The sequence below is a fragment of the Variovorax sp. 01N429 genome (assembly GCF_056399425.1).
In genome coordinates, this window is the sequence record NZ_JBFTRG010000011.1 from 90,417 (window position 1) to 106,123 (window position 15,707).

The following is a 15,707-nucleotide window of genomic DNA, read 5'->3' on the forward strand; positions in this document are numbered from 1 at the left end:
TCCTCACCGCCATGCTGCTCTGTATTCCCCAGGTTCTCGATCCCGAGTCACTCAAAGCTGTTCGCGCGCGTCTGGATGCTGCAGGTGACGCATGGGTGGATGGCCGAGTCACAGCGGGGCACCAGGGCGCGGAGGTGAAGTTCAACCAGCAGATCGACGAACGGTCACAGGTGGCCAGGGACTGCCAGGCCATCGTGGTCGGTGCACTCGAACGCAATCCGCTCTTCATCAGCGCGGCGCTGCCCAACGTGCTGTATCCGCCGATGTTCAACCGCTACAGTGCCGGTATGACGTTTGGCCTGCACGTGGATGGCGGAGTGCGCATACATCCTCACAACGGGCGCAAGCTGCGCACCGATCTTTCCGCCACGTTGTTCCTCTCGCCGACCGATAGCTACGACGGCGGTGACCTGCAGATGGAAGACACCCATGGAATGCAGAACGTGAAGCTGGACGCCGGTGATATGGTCATCTATCCGGCGACCAGCCTGCACCAGGTGACTCCCGTCACAAGGGGCGTACGTCTCGCTTGCTTTTTCTGGGTGCAGAGCCTCATCCGTGACGCGGGAGACCGGGCGCTTCTTTTTGACCTCGACAACGCTATCCAGCGACTGAATCAGACCGGCGCAGACGAATCCGCGCGGCGGACGCTGGTCGGGACGTATCACAACCTTCTTCGCAAATGGAGCGACACGTAGGTCGTCCACATGAACACCGCTCACGATTTTTCAGCCGGCCCCGGTGGGACTGCATTCATGTCGTCCACGCCGCTTGACGAGCGCCTTCGAAGCCGGCAACGCCGCACTGCGCTCGTGCAATGGATTCGCAAGACTCACGGTTGGATCGGCCTGTGGGGCGCGATTCTCGGGTTGATTTTCGGCACGGCCGGCGTATGGCTGAACCACCGTGCGGTGCTCAAATTGCCGATGGCCCAGCAGCGCCTTAACGCGCAATTGTCATTGCCCGACCCGGCGCCGGCCAACGCCAAGGAGATGGCCACCTGGCTTCAGACGGCGCTGGGGCAGAGTGGCCCGCCGAACTCCATGCGCGTGGAACCTTCGAAACCGGTCGGCTGGGCGGAGAAAGGCAAGCACGCCAGCGCCTCCGCGCCCGAAGACGCGCCTCGTGAACCAGCCTTGATGCAGCCGGAACGCTGGGTCTTCAACTATGGCGGTCCCGATGCCATTGTTCAGGCGGAATACTGGCGCGGCAATCGCTCGGTGGGTGTCACGACCACCAGCAACGGGTTTGTCGCCACGCTCGCAAATCTGCACAAGGGGGTCGGCATGCCGGTCGCATGGATTCTGCTGGTGGACACGCTGGCGGGGAGTCTGATCTTCCTGTCGGTGTCTGGCGTGGCGCTGTGGATGCTGACCCATCGCCGTCGGCGCGTCGGCCTGACCATTTTTGGCACATCGGTCGTGCTCACACTCGGGTTGGTTTTGGCGCAGCTCTGACTCAGCGGCCTGTCTGGACCTTGATGCGGAGGGTGGCGACGTCCCAACCCCTGGCCTTCAGTCGCGACAGGAAAAGTGGCGCCAAGTGACGGAGCTTGGCCGCTGCGGCGCTGCCGCTGACCAACATGCACCATACATCTGCCTCCGCCGGCCCTGCCTTGATGGTGGGGCGCAGTTCGGCAGGGATCAGGTCCTGGATGGCAGCGAGCCGTTCGTTCGCGTCGCGCGCTCGGGCGGTCAGGCTCGCCAGGGTTGGCGACTCCTCGGTCGCCTGGAGCAAAGTGACGGCGTGATAGCGGCGGTTCATGGGCAAAGGTCTGGACTCAAGAGTTTGGACAAGGCGGCTAAAATCTGCGGTTTGCCGGCAATCCTGCGGGCCGGTCGGCTTGCTTTCCAGCAAAGCGCGCCCAAGTTCCTTCTCGTCTATCTTAGGGATTTCGGTCGAAGTGCCCGCATCCAGCGAGTGTCCTTCGATCTCCATTCATGGCCACCAACCTCCTGACCCAAATTTTCGGCAGTCGCAATGACCGGCTTCTGAAGCAGTATCGCAAGACGGTCGAACGCATCAACTCGCTGGAGCCGTCGTTCGAGAAGCTCGATGAAGCTGCGCTGCGCGGCAAGACGCAGGAGTTCAAGGATCGCGTTGCCAAGGGCGAATCGCTCGACGAACTCTTGCCAGAGGCTTTTGCGACGGTGCGCGAAGCATCCAAGCGGGTCATGAAGATGCGCCACTTCGACGTCCAGTTGCTGGGCGGCATGGCCCTCCACAACGGCAAGATCTCGGAGATGCGCACCGGTGAAGGTAAGACGCTGACGGCGACCCTTCCGGTCTACCTGAATGCGCTCACCGGCAAGGGCGTCCATGTGGTCACGGTGAACGACTACCTCGCCAGCCGCGATGCCACCTGGATGGGTCGGCTCTACAACTACCTCGGCCTTTCCGTCGGTATCAACCTGCCGCAAATGCCGCGCGAAGAAAAGCAGCAGGCCTACGGCAGCGACATCACCTACGGCACGAACAACGAGTACGGCTTCGACTACCTGCGCGACAACATGGTGTACGAGCCCGGCGATCGGGTTCAGCGCGGCTTGAACTACGCAATCGTCGACGAGGTTGACTCGATCCTTATCGACGAAGCCCGGACCCCGCTCATCATCAGCGGCCAGGCCGAAGACCACACGGACCTGTACCTTGCGATCAACAAGGTCGTGCCGCTCCTGGTTCGCCAGGAAGGCGAGGCTGATCCTCGCACCGGCGAAGGCGTTACCAAGCCTGGAGACTTCACGGTCGATGAAAAAACTCACCAGGTGTTCATGACCGAAGACGGCCACGAAAAGGCAGAGAAGATTCTTGCCGAGTTCAAGCTGCTTCCTGAAGGCGCCTCTCTCTACGACCCCGCCAACATCACGCTGATGCATCACTTGAATGCAGCGTTGCGCGCGCGGCATCTATATCACCGCGACCAGCACTACGTCGTGCAACAAGGCGAAGTGATCATCGTCGACGAGTTCACCGGCCGTTTGATGACTGGGCGGCGCTGGAGCGACGGCTTGCACCAGGCGGTTGAAGCCAAGGAAGGCGTCGAGATCCAGGCCGAGAACCAGACGCTCGCCTCGATCACCTTTCAGAACTATTTCCGCCTCTACGCAAAGCTCGCCGGCATGACCGGCACGGCCGACACCGAAGCGTACGAATTCCAGGAAATCTATGGTCTCGAGACCATGATCATCCCGCCGAATCGCCCGAGCAAGCGCGATGACCAGCTGGACCGCGTGTACAAGACCACGCGCGAAAAATACGAAGCTGCCATCCAGGACATTCGCGAGTGCTATGAGCGTGGCCAACCCGTGCTGGTCGGCACGTCGTCGATCGAAAACTCCGAAATCATCGCAGGCTTGCTCGAGAAAGCCGACCTGCCACACCAGGTTCTCAACGCGAAGCAACACGCACGCGAAGCGGACATCGTCGCGCAGGCCGGCCGCACCAAGATGATCACCATTGCAACCAACATGGCGGGCCGTGGTACCGACATTGTTCTGGGCGGAAATGTCGAGAAAGCCATCGAAGCGGTCGAAGCCAATGAAGAACTCGACGCCAGCGCCAAGGCTGCCGAGGTCGCCCGGCTTCGTGCCCAGTGGGAGAAGGATCACGAATTTGTGAAGTCGCTCGGCGGCTTGCGGATCATCGCCACCGAACGGCATGAATCTCGCCGCATCGACAACCAGCTGCGCGGCCGCTCGGGCCGGCAGGGCGACCCTGGCTCGTCCCGCTTCTATTTGAGCCTGGACGATCCGCTGATGCGCATCTTTGCCGGCGACCGCGTGAAGGCGATCATGGATCGCCTCAAGATGCCCGACGGCGAAGCCATCGAGGCGGGCATCGTGACGCGCAGTATCGAGAGTGCCCAGCGCAAGGTCGAGGCGCGCAACTTCGACATCCGCAAGCAGCTGCTCGAATACGACGATGTCTCGAACGACCAACGCAAGGTGATCTACCAGCAGCGCAATGACATCCTGGATGCGGGTGACCTCACCGCGCAAATCGGGGCGCTGCGCGAGGGCTGTTTCAACGATCTCGTTCGCCAGTACGTGCCCGCCGAGTCGGTCGAGGAGCAATGGGATCTCGCGGGCCTGGAAAAGACTCTCTCCGAGGACTGGCACCTCGAATTGCCGCTGCGGCAAGAGGTCGAGGCCGCCACGGCCATCGGCGACGAAGACGTTGTCGAAAAGGTCGTCGCCGAGGCCAACAAGGCATTCGATGCCAAGGTCGAGCTGATCGGGCAGGAGAACTTCACGCAGTTCGAGCGCATGGTTCTGTTGCAAAGCATCGATACACACTGGCGTGAGCACCTGGCTTCCCTTGATTACCTGCGGCAGGGCATTCACCTTCGCGGCTACGCGCAGAAGCAGCCGAAGCAAGAATACAAGCGCGAAGCTTTCGAGCTCTTCGGTCAATTGCTCGACTCCGTCAAGAACGAAGTGACCCGTCAACTCATGACCGTGCGCGTCCAGTCCAGCGAGCAGCTTGAGCAAGCTGCCGAAGCGATGGAAAGCCGAGGTGAGAACCTCGCGAACGTCACTTACACGGCGCCGACCGAGACCGGCGAAGTCGAAGTGCGCGTGGACGAGGAAAGCCTTCGCCGCCAGGCTGCCATGGGACTGGGCGCCGGCGCTGCCGCATTTGCGCGCGTCGGGCGCAACGATCCGTGCCCCTGCGGCAGTGGTAAAAAATTCAAGCATTGCCACGGCAAACTTTCTTGATATCGATCTGGAGGACGTCTGGATGCCCGTGAATCTCTCCGCCCCCGATCCCGCAGCGCTGCACGCTGTGCCAGGTGTTCGCATTGGCGTCGCCGAAGCCGGCGTGCGCAAGGCCAACCGCAAGGACCTGACTGTCGTGCTGATCGACGAAGGCGCCGCCGTGGGCGGCGTGTTCACGCAGAACCGGTTTTGCGCCGCGCCGGTTCAGGTCTGCCGCGATCACCTCGAGAAAAATTTCGGGATTCGCGCGATGCTCATCAACACGGGCAACGCGAACGCCGGAACGGGCGAGGACGGCCTGATGCGTACGCGTGCCACCTGTATTGCGCTTGCGCGGCAATTGAACCTGGCCCCTGCGCAGATTCTGCCTTTTTCCACTGGCGTGATCATGGAGCCGCTGCCTATCGACCGCATCGAGGCTGGTTTGCCTGCTGCCTTGGCCGATGCGAAGGCGACCAACTGGGCGCGCGCCGCAGAAGGCATCATGACGACCGATACGGTGCCCAAGGCCTTCAGCCGGCAAGTGATGATCGACGGGGCGACTGTCACGATCACCGGCATCAGCAAGGGTGCCGGGATGATCCGTCCGAACATGGCCACGATGCTCGGTTTCATGGCGACTGACGCGAAGATCGATGCATCGCTGATCCAGCCGCTCGCGAGGGCTCTGGCGGAAGCATCCTTCAATCGTGTGACGATCGATGGGGATACATCGACCAACGATTCGTTCGTGGTCATTGCGACGCAGAAGGCTGCCCACGGCACCATCACCTCGCTCGACTCCGCGGAGGGGCGCGCCTTGCTGGAGGCCATGCAGACTGTGGCTAGGCTACTGGCGCAAGCCATCGTCCGCGACGGCGAAGGTGCGACCAAGTTCATCACGATTCGTGTCGAAGGTGGCAAGGACGCTGCCGAGTGCCGGCAGGTGGCCTACGCGGTCGCGCATTCGCCATTGGTCAAGACCGCGTTCTATGCGAGCGACCCGAACCTTGGGCGTATCCTGGCGGCGGTCGGATACGCCGGCATTGCCGACCTGGACCAGACAGGCATCGACCTTTTCCTGGATGACGTGCACGTGGCGGTGAAGGGGGGTCGCAATCCGTCCTATCGTGAGGAAGACGGTCAACGGGTGATGAAGCAGAGCGAGATCCTGGTGCGCATTGCGCTTGGCCGCGGCGATGCTGCCGACACCGTCTGGACCTGCGACCTCAGCCACGACTACGTTTCGATCAACGCCGACTACAGGTCATGAACGAGAAGTTCGAACGCCTGATCGAGCGCGCCGAGCATCTGATGGGTCGCATCGAGTCGATCCTGCCGCAACCGTTGGCTGCGCCCGCCGACTGGAACGCATCCATCGCATGGCGCTACCGGCGACGCAGTTCTGGTCACGGCACGCTGGAACCTGTCCGCCATATTGCGACGATGCCACTCGACGCGCTGAAAGAAATCGATCTTCAGAAGGAAAAAATCGAGCGCAATACCCGTCAGTTCGTCGAAGGCAAGCCGGCCAATAACGTTCTGCTGACGGGTGCCCGCGGCACCGGGAAATCATCGCTGATCCGCGCCTGTCTTCATGCCTACGCGCCGCAGGGTCTGCGCCTGATCGAGGTCGACAAGGCCGAGTTGACCGACCTGCCGGACATCATCGAGGTCGTTTCGAATAGGCCCGAGAGATTCATCATCTTCAGCGATGACCTGAGCTTCGACGAGGGGGAGCCGGGCTATAAGGCGCTCAAGTCCATTCTGGACGGCTCCATCGCTGCGGCGACGCCCAACGTGTTGATCTACGCGACCAGCAACCGCCGTCATTTGCTCCCGGAGTACATGAAGGACAACCTCAGCTACACCCACACGGAGGACGGCGAAGTGCATCCTGGCGAAGTGATCGAAGAGAAGATTTCGCTCTCGGAGCGTTTCGGTCTCTGGGTGAGCTTCTATCCGTTCAGCCAGAACGAATACCTGACGATCGTCGCGCAGTGGCTTTCGTCGTTTGGCGTCGAAGCAAAAGCCATCGAGGCGGCGCGACCGGAGGCGCTCGTGTGGGCACTCGAAAGGGGTTCGCGCAGTGGACGCGTCGCCTACCAGTTCGCACGAGATTACGCGGGGCGCGCCTGATGCCCGCCAGCACAACCGCGCGCAAGCACACTGAGGTTGCCGTCGGCATCCTCATCCGTGAGGATGGCGCGCTGCTGCTGTCTACGCGACCCGAGGGGAAGCCCTACGCAGGCTACTGGGAGTTTCCAGGCGGCAAGATCGAAGCCGGTGAGACGGTCGAACAGGCATTGCGCCGCGAACTCCACGAAGAACTCGGCATCGCCATTGATTCCGCGGCCATTTGGAAAGTCACTGAGCACGACTATCCGCACGCGCTTGTTCGATTGCACTGGTGCAAGGTCATTGCATGGGCGGGCGACTTTGAAATGCGTGAAGGCCAGTCGATGTGCTGGCAACAATTGCCGCTCGATGTGGCGCCGGTGCTTCCCGGAGCGCTACCCGTCTTGGAGTGGCTCGCTGAAGAACGGACCCGGCCCAGCGTTATTTAAGCAGCGCTGACGCCCTCGCGCGTCATTGCCGCTTCGGGTCGCCGAAAGGATCGTCGTCCGGCGGCGCTTCCGCGGGCATCCTGAAATCTTCACTTGCCCATGCGCCGAGATCGATTCCCTTGCAGCGGGCGCTGCAGAATGGCCGATAAGGATTGCTTGGTGCGTAGGCGCTGTCTTGTCCGCACGCGGGACACTTGACGATGCGCTCGCCGAAAGAATTGACGGGGCTCATGCGCAGAGAGTCAGCTCGAATGGCGTGTCGTCCGTGCTCTGGCGCAAGCGATCGTCTGTCTCCTTGCGCATGAGCCGCACAGACACCATCAGGCGGTTTCCGCTGATTTCAGGAATCAGCCCCAGCTTGGGATCGATCTTCAAGCGCAACAGCTGAAAGCTACGGCCTTGCGGCAGAGTCTGCTGAAAATGCCCGTTCGCCGCCATGACCTTGTAAGGCACGTCCGCGTCACGCAGTAGTTTCAGCAGCAGATAAATCGATTCCGCCAAAGGCGCCAGCGTCGACGACCAACGTTCCAGATCGGCGCGTCGCTCGGGGGGGCGGCCGTTCTGCCACGCGAAATAGGCCGGGAGGTCGAATTCACAGGTGCCGCCGGGAATGCTTGCACGGCTGCGGATGCTCATGAGCCATTCGTTCTCGGTCAACGCCTGGCCGGCCTTGCCAGGCATGTTGTTGAGGGTTGTGAAGTTGCTCTCGAGCTTGCTGACCACCTGATCCAGCACCGACTCGGCAATCGCCGGGTTTCCCCGATAGCTGTTGAACACGTTCTTGTGCTTATCGAGGTCTCGCAGCAAATCGGCCTTGAGGTCGGCGCGCGCGGCCACATCCATGATCTCGAAGATCGTCACAAGTGCGTAGTGATGCAGCAGGGCCGAATCGGCAGGCACGAGTTCGCCAAGACGGCGAAACAGATGCTCCAGCCGCAAATAGGTCCGGATGCGCTCGTTGAATGGGTACTCGTAAAGGATCACGCGGGACGGCTTCCGATCAGAGACGATGATAGCGTCAAGATGGCTTCATCGACGGTTGCGGCACTATCTTACGAATTGCCTCCAGCATGACTTGGCCAAGCGCCAACTGACCATGCATCGACAGGTGGGTGTCGTTGGGAAAGTAGAAGTCACGGATTTTCGACTTCTGCTCCTGCGCGAACGTGAAAAGGTCCGGTCCCAAGCCTGCATGGTTGAAGGCCGTCACAAAATCTTTCGAGTGATCCGGCATGACGTAGGTTGTCGTCTTGTTGGGCACCACCATCCACATGATGGATCGGGAAGGGTGGGCTTTGTCGAAGGCGCTCATCTGTGCAACATTCTCGACAGTAAGCTCCCCGTTGTCGTCGTCTTCCTTGAAGAACAAGGCCTTCTCGCAAAAGCGGTTGCTGAACATCGAGCAGCCATCAGGCACGGGCCGCACCCAGGTCGCTTCGCCGGCCAGCGTTGTGCCTTCGGATTTCTTCGCGGCACGCGTATTCCGGTAAGTCGTGAGGCCGGAGGTCAGCTTGGCTTTCGAATTGAGTGCGAAACCAGGAACGTATTCGGGAGATTCGAAAAACGGCTTGGCCAGTGGCTCGATTGGTTTTTGCATCTTGGCGCACTTCTGCGTGTTGATCAGCCGATCTCGAAGCAGGCGTTCGACGCTCTCGACCACCACGACTTTGCCCTTGAAGCCGGCGCGGTCGAGCCATGCATCGAAGTCGTCGCAGAGGGACTCACCGAGTTCGCCCCAGTAAACGGTGGAGATCTTGTAGCCTTGTCTGGTGAGTACCGATTGCCAGCGGTAGGTCATGGAAAAGCTGTCGCCGATCACAAGAATGTCGGCCTGTGTGATGGGCGACCCTCGAAGATATTGAGGATCGACATGGGGCGGCTCCAACTGCCAGCCGAATTCGTGGTCCGATACCTGTCCAATTCTTGACAGGTCCCCATAAGGGATGGGCGTTCCCATCGTGATGAGCAGCATTGCGACCACAACGGCGAAGCCCGCCGCGAAGATCTGCAACCAAAGTTTTGCGGGCGTCATATCAGAACTGGAAATAGAGGAACGGGCTGTACGTACCCAACCTCGACACGCAAAGGCCAAAAAGGACGACAGTCACAAGCGCCATGAACGCAGTGAAAGCTGTCGCCGCACGCGGCCGCCCAGCAAGCGCCTGAGCCTGAGGGACCCAGCGCTGCAGCGTGATCGTCGGCGGTAGCGCAAGACAGATGAACAGGCCAACCAGCAAGGTCTGGAAGAACTCCGGTTTGCGAGACGGCACACGGCCGAATTCCTCGAAGGCGACGAGCGGCGCGCCATGCATTCCGAGCATTCCCTTGTAGATCTCGATCGCGGCATGCATGCTTTCCGCGCGAAACACGACCCAGGCAATCATGACGAAGACGAAGGTCAGGAACCAGCCAAGGACCCGTGCCGAACGCCCCGGCTTGGCGTTGCGACGCACCTTGGCATTCCAGAGATGGTTGACCGCAAGAAAGGCGCCGTGCAGGGCCCCCCATATGACGAACGTCCACGCAGCGCCATGCCATAGCCCGCCTAGCAGCATCGTGATGAAGAGGTTCAGGTACCGGCGCCCGGGCCCCTTGCGGTTGCCCCCCAAAGGAACGTACAGGTAGTCGCGAAGGAACGTTGACAGCGAAATGTGCCAGCGGCGCCAGAATTCGATGAGACTGGTCGACTTATAGGGGGAATTGAAATTGAGCGGCAACTGCACGCCCAGGCACAGCGACAAGCCCACGGCCATGTCTGAATATCCCGAAAAGTCGAAATAGATTTGAAGCGTGTACGCGAGCACCCCGAGCCAGGCCGTGTAGAGAGTGGGTACCGCGCCGTTGTGGACGCCCGTGAACATGAGGTCGGCGTATTCGCCCACCTTGTCGCCAATCAGCAGCTTCTTGGCCAGCCCGAATACGAAGATCGCCAAACCTAGTGCAACCTTGTTCAAGTCCACTCTGTAAGTCGCCGGATTGGCGAACTGCGGCATCATTTGCGCGTGATGCAGCACCGGACCCGCGATCAAGTGCGGAAAGTAGGTGACGAATAGCGCGTAGTGAATGAAGCTGCGCTCGTGGACCTTGTCTTGCCAGCAATCCACCAGGAAAGCGATCTGCGTGAACGTGTAGAAAGAGATGCCGATCGGCAGCGCAATATGCAGCAACGGCAGGGGTGTGAATCCGGCGACGGAAAGGCCTTCATTCACATTGGCCAAGAAGAAATTCGCGTACTTGAAGGTGGCGAGCACGCCAAGGTTGACCACGAGCGCGAAGACCAGCGTTCGCTTTCTGCTGGACAGAGTCCGCCCGGGGCCGTTCGTCAGGCGCAGCCCCGCCCAATAGTTGAAGCAGATCGATCCGATGAGCAGTGGGAGAGCGTTGATGCTCCACCAGCCATAGAAGAACAGTGAGGCCAGCGCGAGAAAACCGGCCGCAGCACGCGCATTTCGCTTTCCGATGAGGAAGAACCCGAAAAGGACTATCGGGAAATAGCAGAAGATGAACGCGTATGAATTGAAGAGCATCTTTGGGATCTGTCGCGGGGCTCATTGACGCGCCGCTTTCTTGTTGTCCGGCGCAGGGCCGGCTTAGCCACGGATTATCGCGTGCCCGCGACCGTCCACTGCTTCCAGAGACCCCGCACGACGGAAGAGAGTTCCGCAAGAGTCAACCGCTCGTTGTAGATCACCGCATCTGCTGCCGCCCTGCGCAAAGCACGATGGGCTTGTTGGGCAATCACCGCGCGGACTGCATCGGGCGTCCAGCCTGACCTTGCGATCACGCGTTCGAGTTGCGTCTGTTCGCTGGCGTCGATCACCAGAACGCGATCGACGATGCCACGCCAACGCTTTGATTCCACCAGCAGCGGCACGTCGAACACGATGGGTTGTCCTGTGACCGCTGCGGCAGCTTGGCGCTCGCACTCCACTCCAATCAGCGGATGCAGGATGGTTTCCAGCCGCCTCTTGGACATGGGGTCGAGAAACGCGATTTCCCTCATGCGCGCGCGGTCCATGCTGCCTTCGGGCGTGACGATGGAGCGGCCGAATTCGGCTTCCAATGCGGGCATCGCAGCGCCGCCCGGCGCAGTCATCGCTCTCGCGATGGCATCGGTATCGACCAGATTCGCGCCCAGCGCAACCAGTTCGGAGGCGACCGTGCTCTTGCCGCTTCCTATGCCGCCGGTCAGCCCGATGCGCATGATTCGAGTGTCCTTCTCAAAGGCCAACCACTCGGAGAATCGCATCGGGGCCGAAGACCATGGCGGTGAAGCCCGCCCCCGCGAGGAACGGCCCGAACGGCACGTAGCCGCCTTCGCGAAGCTTGCTGTTGATCTTGAGTGCGACTCCGACGATCACGCCGATGACCGATGCCATCAGGATGATCGGTATCAAGGCCTGCCAGCCGAACCAGGCGCCGAATGCAGCAAACAGCTTGAAGTCGCCGTAGCCCATCCCTTCCTTCCCTGTCGTCAGTTTGAACAGCCAATAGACGGCCCAGAGCGAACAGTAGCCGGCAACCGCCCCCCAGATGGCGTTCGTTATCGAAGTTCCGGTGAAGCCGGCCATCGACGCCAGCAACCCTGCCCATAGCAACGGAAGTGTGATGTCGTCAGGCAGGAGGGTCGTATCCCAGTCGATCAGCGCCAACGCCAGCAAGGCTGCTGCGAATCCACACCATGCGAGGCCCCCAAGGGAGCCTGGCATGCGCCAGACGCACCACGCGAAGAGCGCAGCCGTCACCAGTTCGACCACCGGATAACGCATGCTGATGGTCGTCTTGCATGCCGAACACTTCCCGCGCAGAAGCAGATAGCTGAGCACTGGAATGTTCTCGTACCAGCGAATGACGTGGCCGCATTGTTGGCAGCGCGAGTGCGGCACCATCAGATTGAAACGCTCCGCGGACGGAGGCTCCGAATCATTCAGGCTGGCGCAGTCGGCCGCCCATTGCTGCTCGAGCATTTTGGGCAAGCGATAGATGACGACATTCAGGAAGCTGCCGATCAACAATCCGAGCAAGCCGGCCAGTGCGGCATCCACCCCCTGCGAAACGAGCATCAGACGACCTGACCGAGCTTGAAGATGGGCAGATACATCGAAACGACGATTCCGCCGATGATCACCCCGAGGAACACGATGATGATGGGTTCCATCAGGCTCGAGAGACCGGCGACCATGTCATCGACTTCGCTCTCGTAGAAGTCTGCGGCTTTGCCCAGCATGTGGTCGATAGAGCCCGATTCCTCTCCGATAGCAGTCATCTGCAAGACCATCGAAGGGAACAGATTGGCGTTGGTCATCGCTGTGGTCAGGCTTGTGCCGGTCGACACTTCCTGCTGAATCTTGGTCGTGGCCTCCGCATAGACAGAGTTGCCGGAAGCACCACCGACCGAATCGAGTGCTTCGACCAGTGGGACGCCTGCTGCAAACATGGTGGCAAGTGTTCGCGTCCAGCGTGCGACGCACGACTTGTCGATGAGCGCGCCGAAGATCGGTAGGCGAAGCAGAAGCCGGTCCATGACTTTTTGAACGCGCTCGTTGCGCTTCCATGCTTGCAGGAAGAAGTACGTTCCACCGCCGATCACTCCGAAGATCAACCACCAGTAGGAGACGAAGAACTCGCTGATGCCCATGACGATCAGCGTCGGGGCAGGCAAGTCTGCGCCGAAGGACGTGAACACCTGCTTGAACGCGGGGATCACGAAGATCATGATGATCGCCACGACCACGAACGCAACCACGATCACGGAAGTCGGATACATCAGGGCCGATTTGATCTTCGACTTGATCGCCTCCGTCTTCTCCATGTAAGTGGCCAGGCGGTCGAGCAGGTCCTCAAGAATACCGGCGGCCTCGCCGGCCTCGACGAGATTGCAGTAGAGGTTGTCGAAGTACTTCGGGAACTTGCGAAAGGCGGCGGAGAGGGAGGTGCCGGTTTCCACGTCGCTGCGAATGTCGTTCAGCAGCTTGGCCACGCTCGGATTGGCGTTCCCGCGGCCCACGATATCGAAGGCTTGCAGCAGGGGGACGCCCGCCTTCATCATCGTTGCCAACTGGCGCGTGAAGATGGCGATGTCCTTCGGCTTGATCGCCTTGCCGGAGCGCATGCGACGCTTCTTGATCTTCGTCGTCAGCACGCCTTGCCGTCGAAGCGCCGCCTGTACCTGGTTTTCGCCAGCAGCCCGGACCTCGCCGCGGACTGTCTTTCCGCTGCGGTCTTTGCCTTCCCACTCGAATACGTATTCCTTGAGCGTTCGGTTTGATGCTGCTGCCGTTGCCATTGATTCTCCGCTTCTCGGTGCTACTCGTTGGTGACCGCGAGCACTTCTTCAAGTGACGTCAGTCCCTGCATGACTTTCTTCAATCCTGACTGACGGAGCGAACGCACGCCCTCGGCCTCGGCTTGCTTGGCGATGTCCAGTGAGGAACCGTCGCGAAGAATGATCTTCTGAATTTCCTCGCTGATCGGCATCACTTGGTAAATGCCGACGCGACCTTTGTAGCCACCATTGCAGGCAGAGCATCCGACGGGGTGATAGGGCTTCCAGGTGCCATTGATATCGTGCTCCTTGAAGCCGGCGTCCAGCAACGCTTGTTTGGGCACGTCCGACGGCGCGCGGCAAACCGTGCACAAGCGTCTTGCAAGGCGCTGTGCAGTAATCAAGATTACGCTCGACGCAATATTGAAGGGGGCGATTCCCATATTACGCATTCGCGTCAAGGTCGTAGGGGCGTCATTCGTATGCAGAGTCGAGAGCACAAGATGACCTGTTTGGGCGGCCTTGATCGAAATGTCGGCGGTCTCCAAGTCCCGGATTTCGCCGACCATGATGATGTCGGGATCCTGGCGCAGGAAAGCACGCAGTGCTGCGGCAAAAGTCAGGCCTGCTTTGTCGTTGACGTTGACCTGGTTCACGCCAGGCAAATTGATTTCGGAAGGATCTTCCGCCGTCGCGATGTTGACGCCCGGTTTGTTGAGCATGTTCAGACAGGTGTACAGCGACACCGTCTTGCCGGAGCCCGTGGGCCCGGTGACCAGCACCATCCCATAAGGCCTGGCAATGGCTTGCAGCAGACGCTCCTTTTCGTCGGCGTCATAGCCGAGGGCATCAATGCCCAGCCGCGCACTGCTCGGGTCAAGAATACGGATGACGATCTTTTCACCGAAAAGGGTCGGCAGGGTGCTCACCCGGAAGTCGATCACGCGATCAGGACCGATCTTCAGCTTCATCCGGCCGTCTTGGGGAATGCGCTTCTCCGAGATGTCCAGCCTCGAGATCACCTTGATGCGCGATGCCAACTTGTCCTTGATGACGGTTGGCGGGCTCGCGATTTCGCGCAGTTCTCCGTCGATGCGGAAGCGAACCCGGTAGTTGTGCTCGTAGGGCTCGAAGTGGATGTCAGATGCGCGCATGCTGAACGCGTCGAGCAGCATTTTGTGGAGGAACCGGACGACTGGCGCATCCTCGACCTCGGCGACGGCTTGGTCGGGTGTCTCGCCGGGCGTATCCGTCGAGATCTCGTCGAACTCGAACTCGGAGCCGATGATGCTGTCGATGGTTTCGGAGGCCGTGACGGCCGCCGCTTCGATCATGCGAGAGAGCTTGTCGTACTCGGCGATGACCCAGTCGACGCCCATCTGCGAGGCGAACTTGATCTTTTCGGCAGCTTGCTGGTCGGAAGGATCTGCTGTGGCAACAATGAGACGATTATTGCGCTTGCTGAGCACAACGACCCTGTAGGCCTGACAGAGCTTGGCGTCCAGCAGGTCCTTGGGAAGGCGCTGTGGATCAATGGCATCGAGGTCGAGCAGCGGTGCCCCGAAAGCTGTGGAAAGCGTATGCGCCAAGTCAGCTGCCGACACAGCGCCCGTGCCAGTCAGCTCTGCAATGAAGCTGGTGCGCCCGCTAAGCGACTTCTGATAAATGTCTTCCGCAACCTTGGCGGGGAGTTTTCCAGCCGAGACCAATGCGCGCGCCAAGCCCGGAAGGGCTACAGGCGAGCTTTCTTTAACAAGGGGTTCGGCAGCGGCCATTCAACAATGTAAGAAACGTGAAAAAGTGCTTCACGATCATCGCTGATCACTCCGGGGCTGTAAACCTCTGCGAGGCGTCCGTCGCGGAGCATTTGGCATTTGCAGCTTGAAAGGTGGTTCCGCAGCGAAGATTGTGGGCTCCGGCCTCTGTCAGAAGACGAAAAAGCATCTTAGCAGCAGACCGAGGAGGTCGAGGGAATTGAAGGACCTTCAGGAGATGATCTGCACTTCGCGCCCCCTTGCAGGGCAGGCAGATTGATGTGCTGGGACGTTTGGTTTCCAGCGGATATCTGGTCGGGGTGAGAGGATTCGAACCTCCGGCCTCTACGTCCCGAACGTAGCGCTCTACCAGGCTAAGCTACACCCCGATGTTGCGAAAAAGAGAGTCGTCCTTTGTGGGTGA

The 15,707-nt window shown here is 60.3% G+C and carries 15 protein-coding genes and 1 tRNA gene; 6 read left to right on the forward strand and 10 right to left on the reverse strand.

All coding sequences use genetic code 11. The annotated features are described in order from the left end of the window. Window positions 1-11 precede the first annotated feature (11 nt). Complete coding sequence (locus tag AC1DSF_RS19995; RefSeq protein ID WP_478125502.1) at window positions 12-698, forward strand: Fe2+-dependent dioxygenase; 687 nt, start codon at window positions 12-14, stop codon at window positions 696-698. 114 nt (window positions 699-812) lie between these two features. Then, window positions 813-1,457 carry a PepSY-associated TM helix domain-containing protein gene (locus AC1DSF_RS20000; RefSeq protein WP_478125503.1) on the forward strand — a complete coding sequence of 215 codons (645 nt, stop codon included), beginning with the start codon at window positions 813-815 and terminating at the stop codon, window positions 1,455-1,457. A 1-nt stretch (window position 1,458) separates the two neighbouring features. Here the strand turns inward: AC1DSF_RS20000 and AC1DSF_RS20005 are convergent, their stop codons facing one another. Next, a complete protein-coding gene (locus tag AC1DSF_RS20005) occupies window positions 1,459-1,764 on the reverse strand; it encodes a hypothetical protein (protein ID WP_478125836.1) in 306 nt (101 codons plus the stop codon). A 176-nt stretch (window positions 1,765-1,940) separates the two neighbouring features. Here AC1DSF_RS20005 and secA point away from each other — a divergent pair, with 176 nt between their 5' ends. From secA to AC1DSF_RS20025, 4 genes are read left to right on the forward strand one after another with little or no spacing between them, the layout of a single operon-like run. Beyond that, window positions 1,941-4,718, forward strand: a complete 2,778-nt coding sequence (gene secA / locus AC1DSF_RS20010) for a preprotein translocase subunit SecA (protein WP_478183302.1) — start codon at window positions 1,941-1,943, stop codon at window positions 4,716-4,718. A 22-nt stretch (window positions 4,719-4,740) separates the two neighbouring features. Beyond that, the gene (argJ, locus tag AC1DSF_RS20015; protein ID WP_478125505.1) at window positions 4,741-5,970 is read left to right on the forward strand and encodes a bifunctional glutamate N-acetyltransferase/amino-acid acetyltransferase ArgJ; all 1,230 of its coding nucleotides are present in this window, start codon (window positions 4,741-4,743) and stop codon (window positions 5,968-5,970) included. Beyond that, a complete protein-coding gene (locus AC1DSF_RS20020) occupies window positions 5,967-6,836 on the forward strand; it encodes an ATP-binding protein (protein WP_478125506.1) in 870 nt (289 codons plus the stop codon). Before argJ ends, AC1DSF_RS20020 begins: the two co-directional genes overlap by 4 nt. Beyond that, window positions 6,836-7,264, forward strand: a complete 429-nt coding sequence (locus AC1DSF_RS20025; protein ID WP_478125507.1) for an NUDIX domain-containing protein — start codon at window positions 6,836-6,838, stop codon at window positions 7,262-7,264. Before AC1DSF_RS20020 ends, AC1DSF_RS20025 begins: the two co-directional genes overlap by 1 nt. A gap of 22 nt (window positions 7,265-7,286) precedes the next feature. On the opposite strand, the gene AC1DSF_RS20030 is transcribed toward AC1DSF_RS20025, so the two are convergent. The 9 genes from AC1DSF_RS20030 to AC1DSF_RS20070 form a co-directional block, all read right to left on the reverse strand. Then, on the reverse strand, window positions 7,287-7,496 hold the full coding sequence (locus tag AC1DSF_RS20030; RefSeq protein ID WP_478125508.1) for a DNA gyrase inhibitor YacG: 210 nt from the start codon (window positions 7,494-7,496) through the stop codon (window positions 7,287-7,289). Then, the gene (zapD, locus tag AC1DSF_RS20035) at window positions 7,493-8,248 is read right to left on the reverse strand and encodes a cell division protein ZapD (RefSeq protein WP_478125509.1); all 756 of its coding nucleotides are present in this window, start codon (window positions 8,246-8,248) and stop codon (window positions 7,493-7,495) included. The genes AC1DSF_RS20030 and zapD overlap by 4 nt, the downstream gene beginning before the upstream one ends. Before the next feature lie 34 nt (window positions 8,249-8,282). Beyond that, window positions 8,283-9,296, reverse strand: coding sequence for a hypothetical protein (locus AC1DSF_RS20040; protein WP_478125510.1), 1,014 nt, complete (start codon window positions 9,294-9,296; stop codon window positions 8,283-8,285). Window position 9,297: 1 nt separating this feature from the next. Then, window positions 9,298-10,791: an MBOAT family O-acyltransferase gene (locus AC1DSF_RS20045; RefSeq protein WP_478125511.1), complete on the reverse strand. Its 1,494-nt coding sequence runs from the start codon at window positions 10,789-10,791 to the stop codon at window positions 9,298-9,300. 74 nt (window positions 10,792-10,865) lie between these two features. Next, window positions 10,866-11,468, reverse strand: a complete 603-nt coding sequence (gene coaE, locus AC1DSF_RS20050) for a dephospho-CoA kinase (RefSeq protein ID WP_478125512.1) — start codon at window positions 11,466-11,468, stop codon at window positions 10,866-10,868. A 16-nt stretch (window positions 11,469-11,484) separates the two neighbouring features. Next, on the reverse strand, window positions 11,485-12,327 hold the full coding sequence (locus AC1DSF_RS20055; RefSeq protein WP_478125513.1) for a prepilin peptidase: 843 nt from the start codon (window positions 12,325-12,327) through the stop codon (window positions 11,485-11,487). Next, entirely contained in the window at window positions 12,327-13,550 is a 1,224-nt protein-coding gene (locus AC1DSF_RS20060; RefSeq protein WP_478125514.1) for a type II secretion system F family protein, read from the reverse strand. The genes AC1DSF_RS20055 and AC1DSF_RS20060 overlap by 1 nt, the downstream gene beginning before the upstream one ends. Before the next feature lie 20 nt (window positions 13,551-13,570). Continuing rightward, window positions 13,571-15,304 carry a type IV-A pilus assembly ATPase PilB gene (gene pilB, locus AC1DSF_RS20065; RefSeq protein ID WP_478125515.1) on the reverse strand — a complete coding sequence of 578 codons (1,734 nt, stop codon included), beginning with the start codon at window positions 15,302-15,304 and terminating at the stop codon, window positions 13,571-13,573. A 291-nt stretch (window positions 15,305-15,595) separates the two neighbouring features. Next, window positions 15,596-15,672: transfer RNA gene (locus AC1DSF_RS20070), tRNA-Pro, on the reverse strand. Window positions 15,673-15,707: the final 35 nt, after the last annotated feature.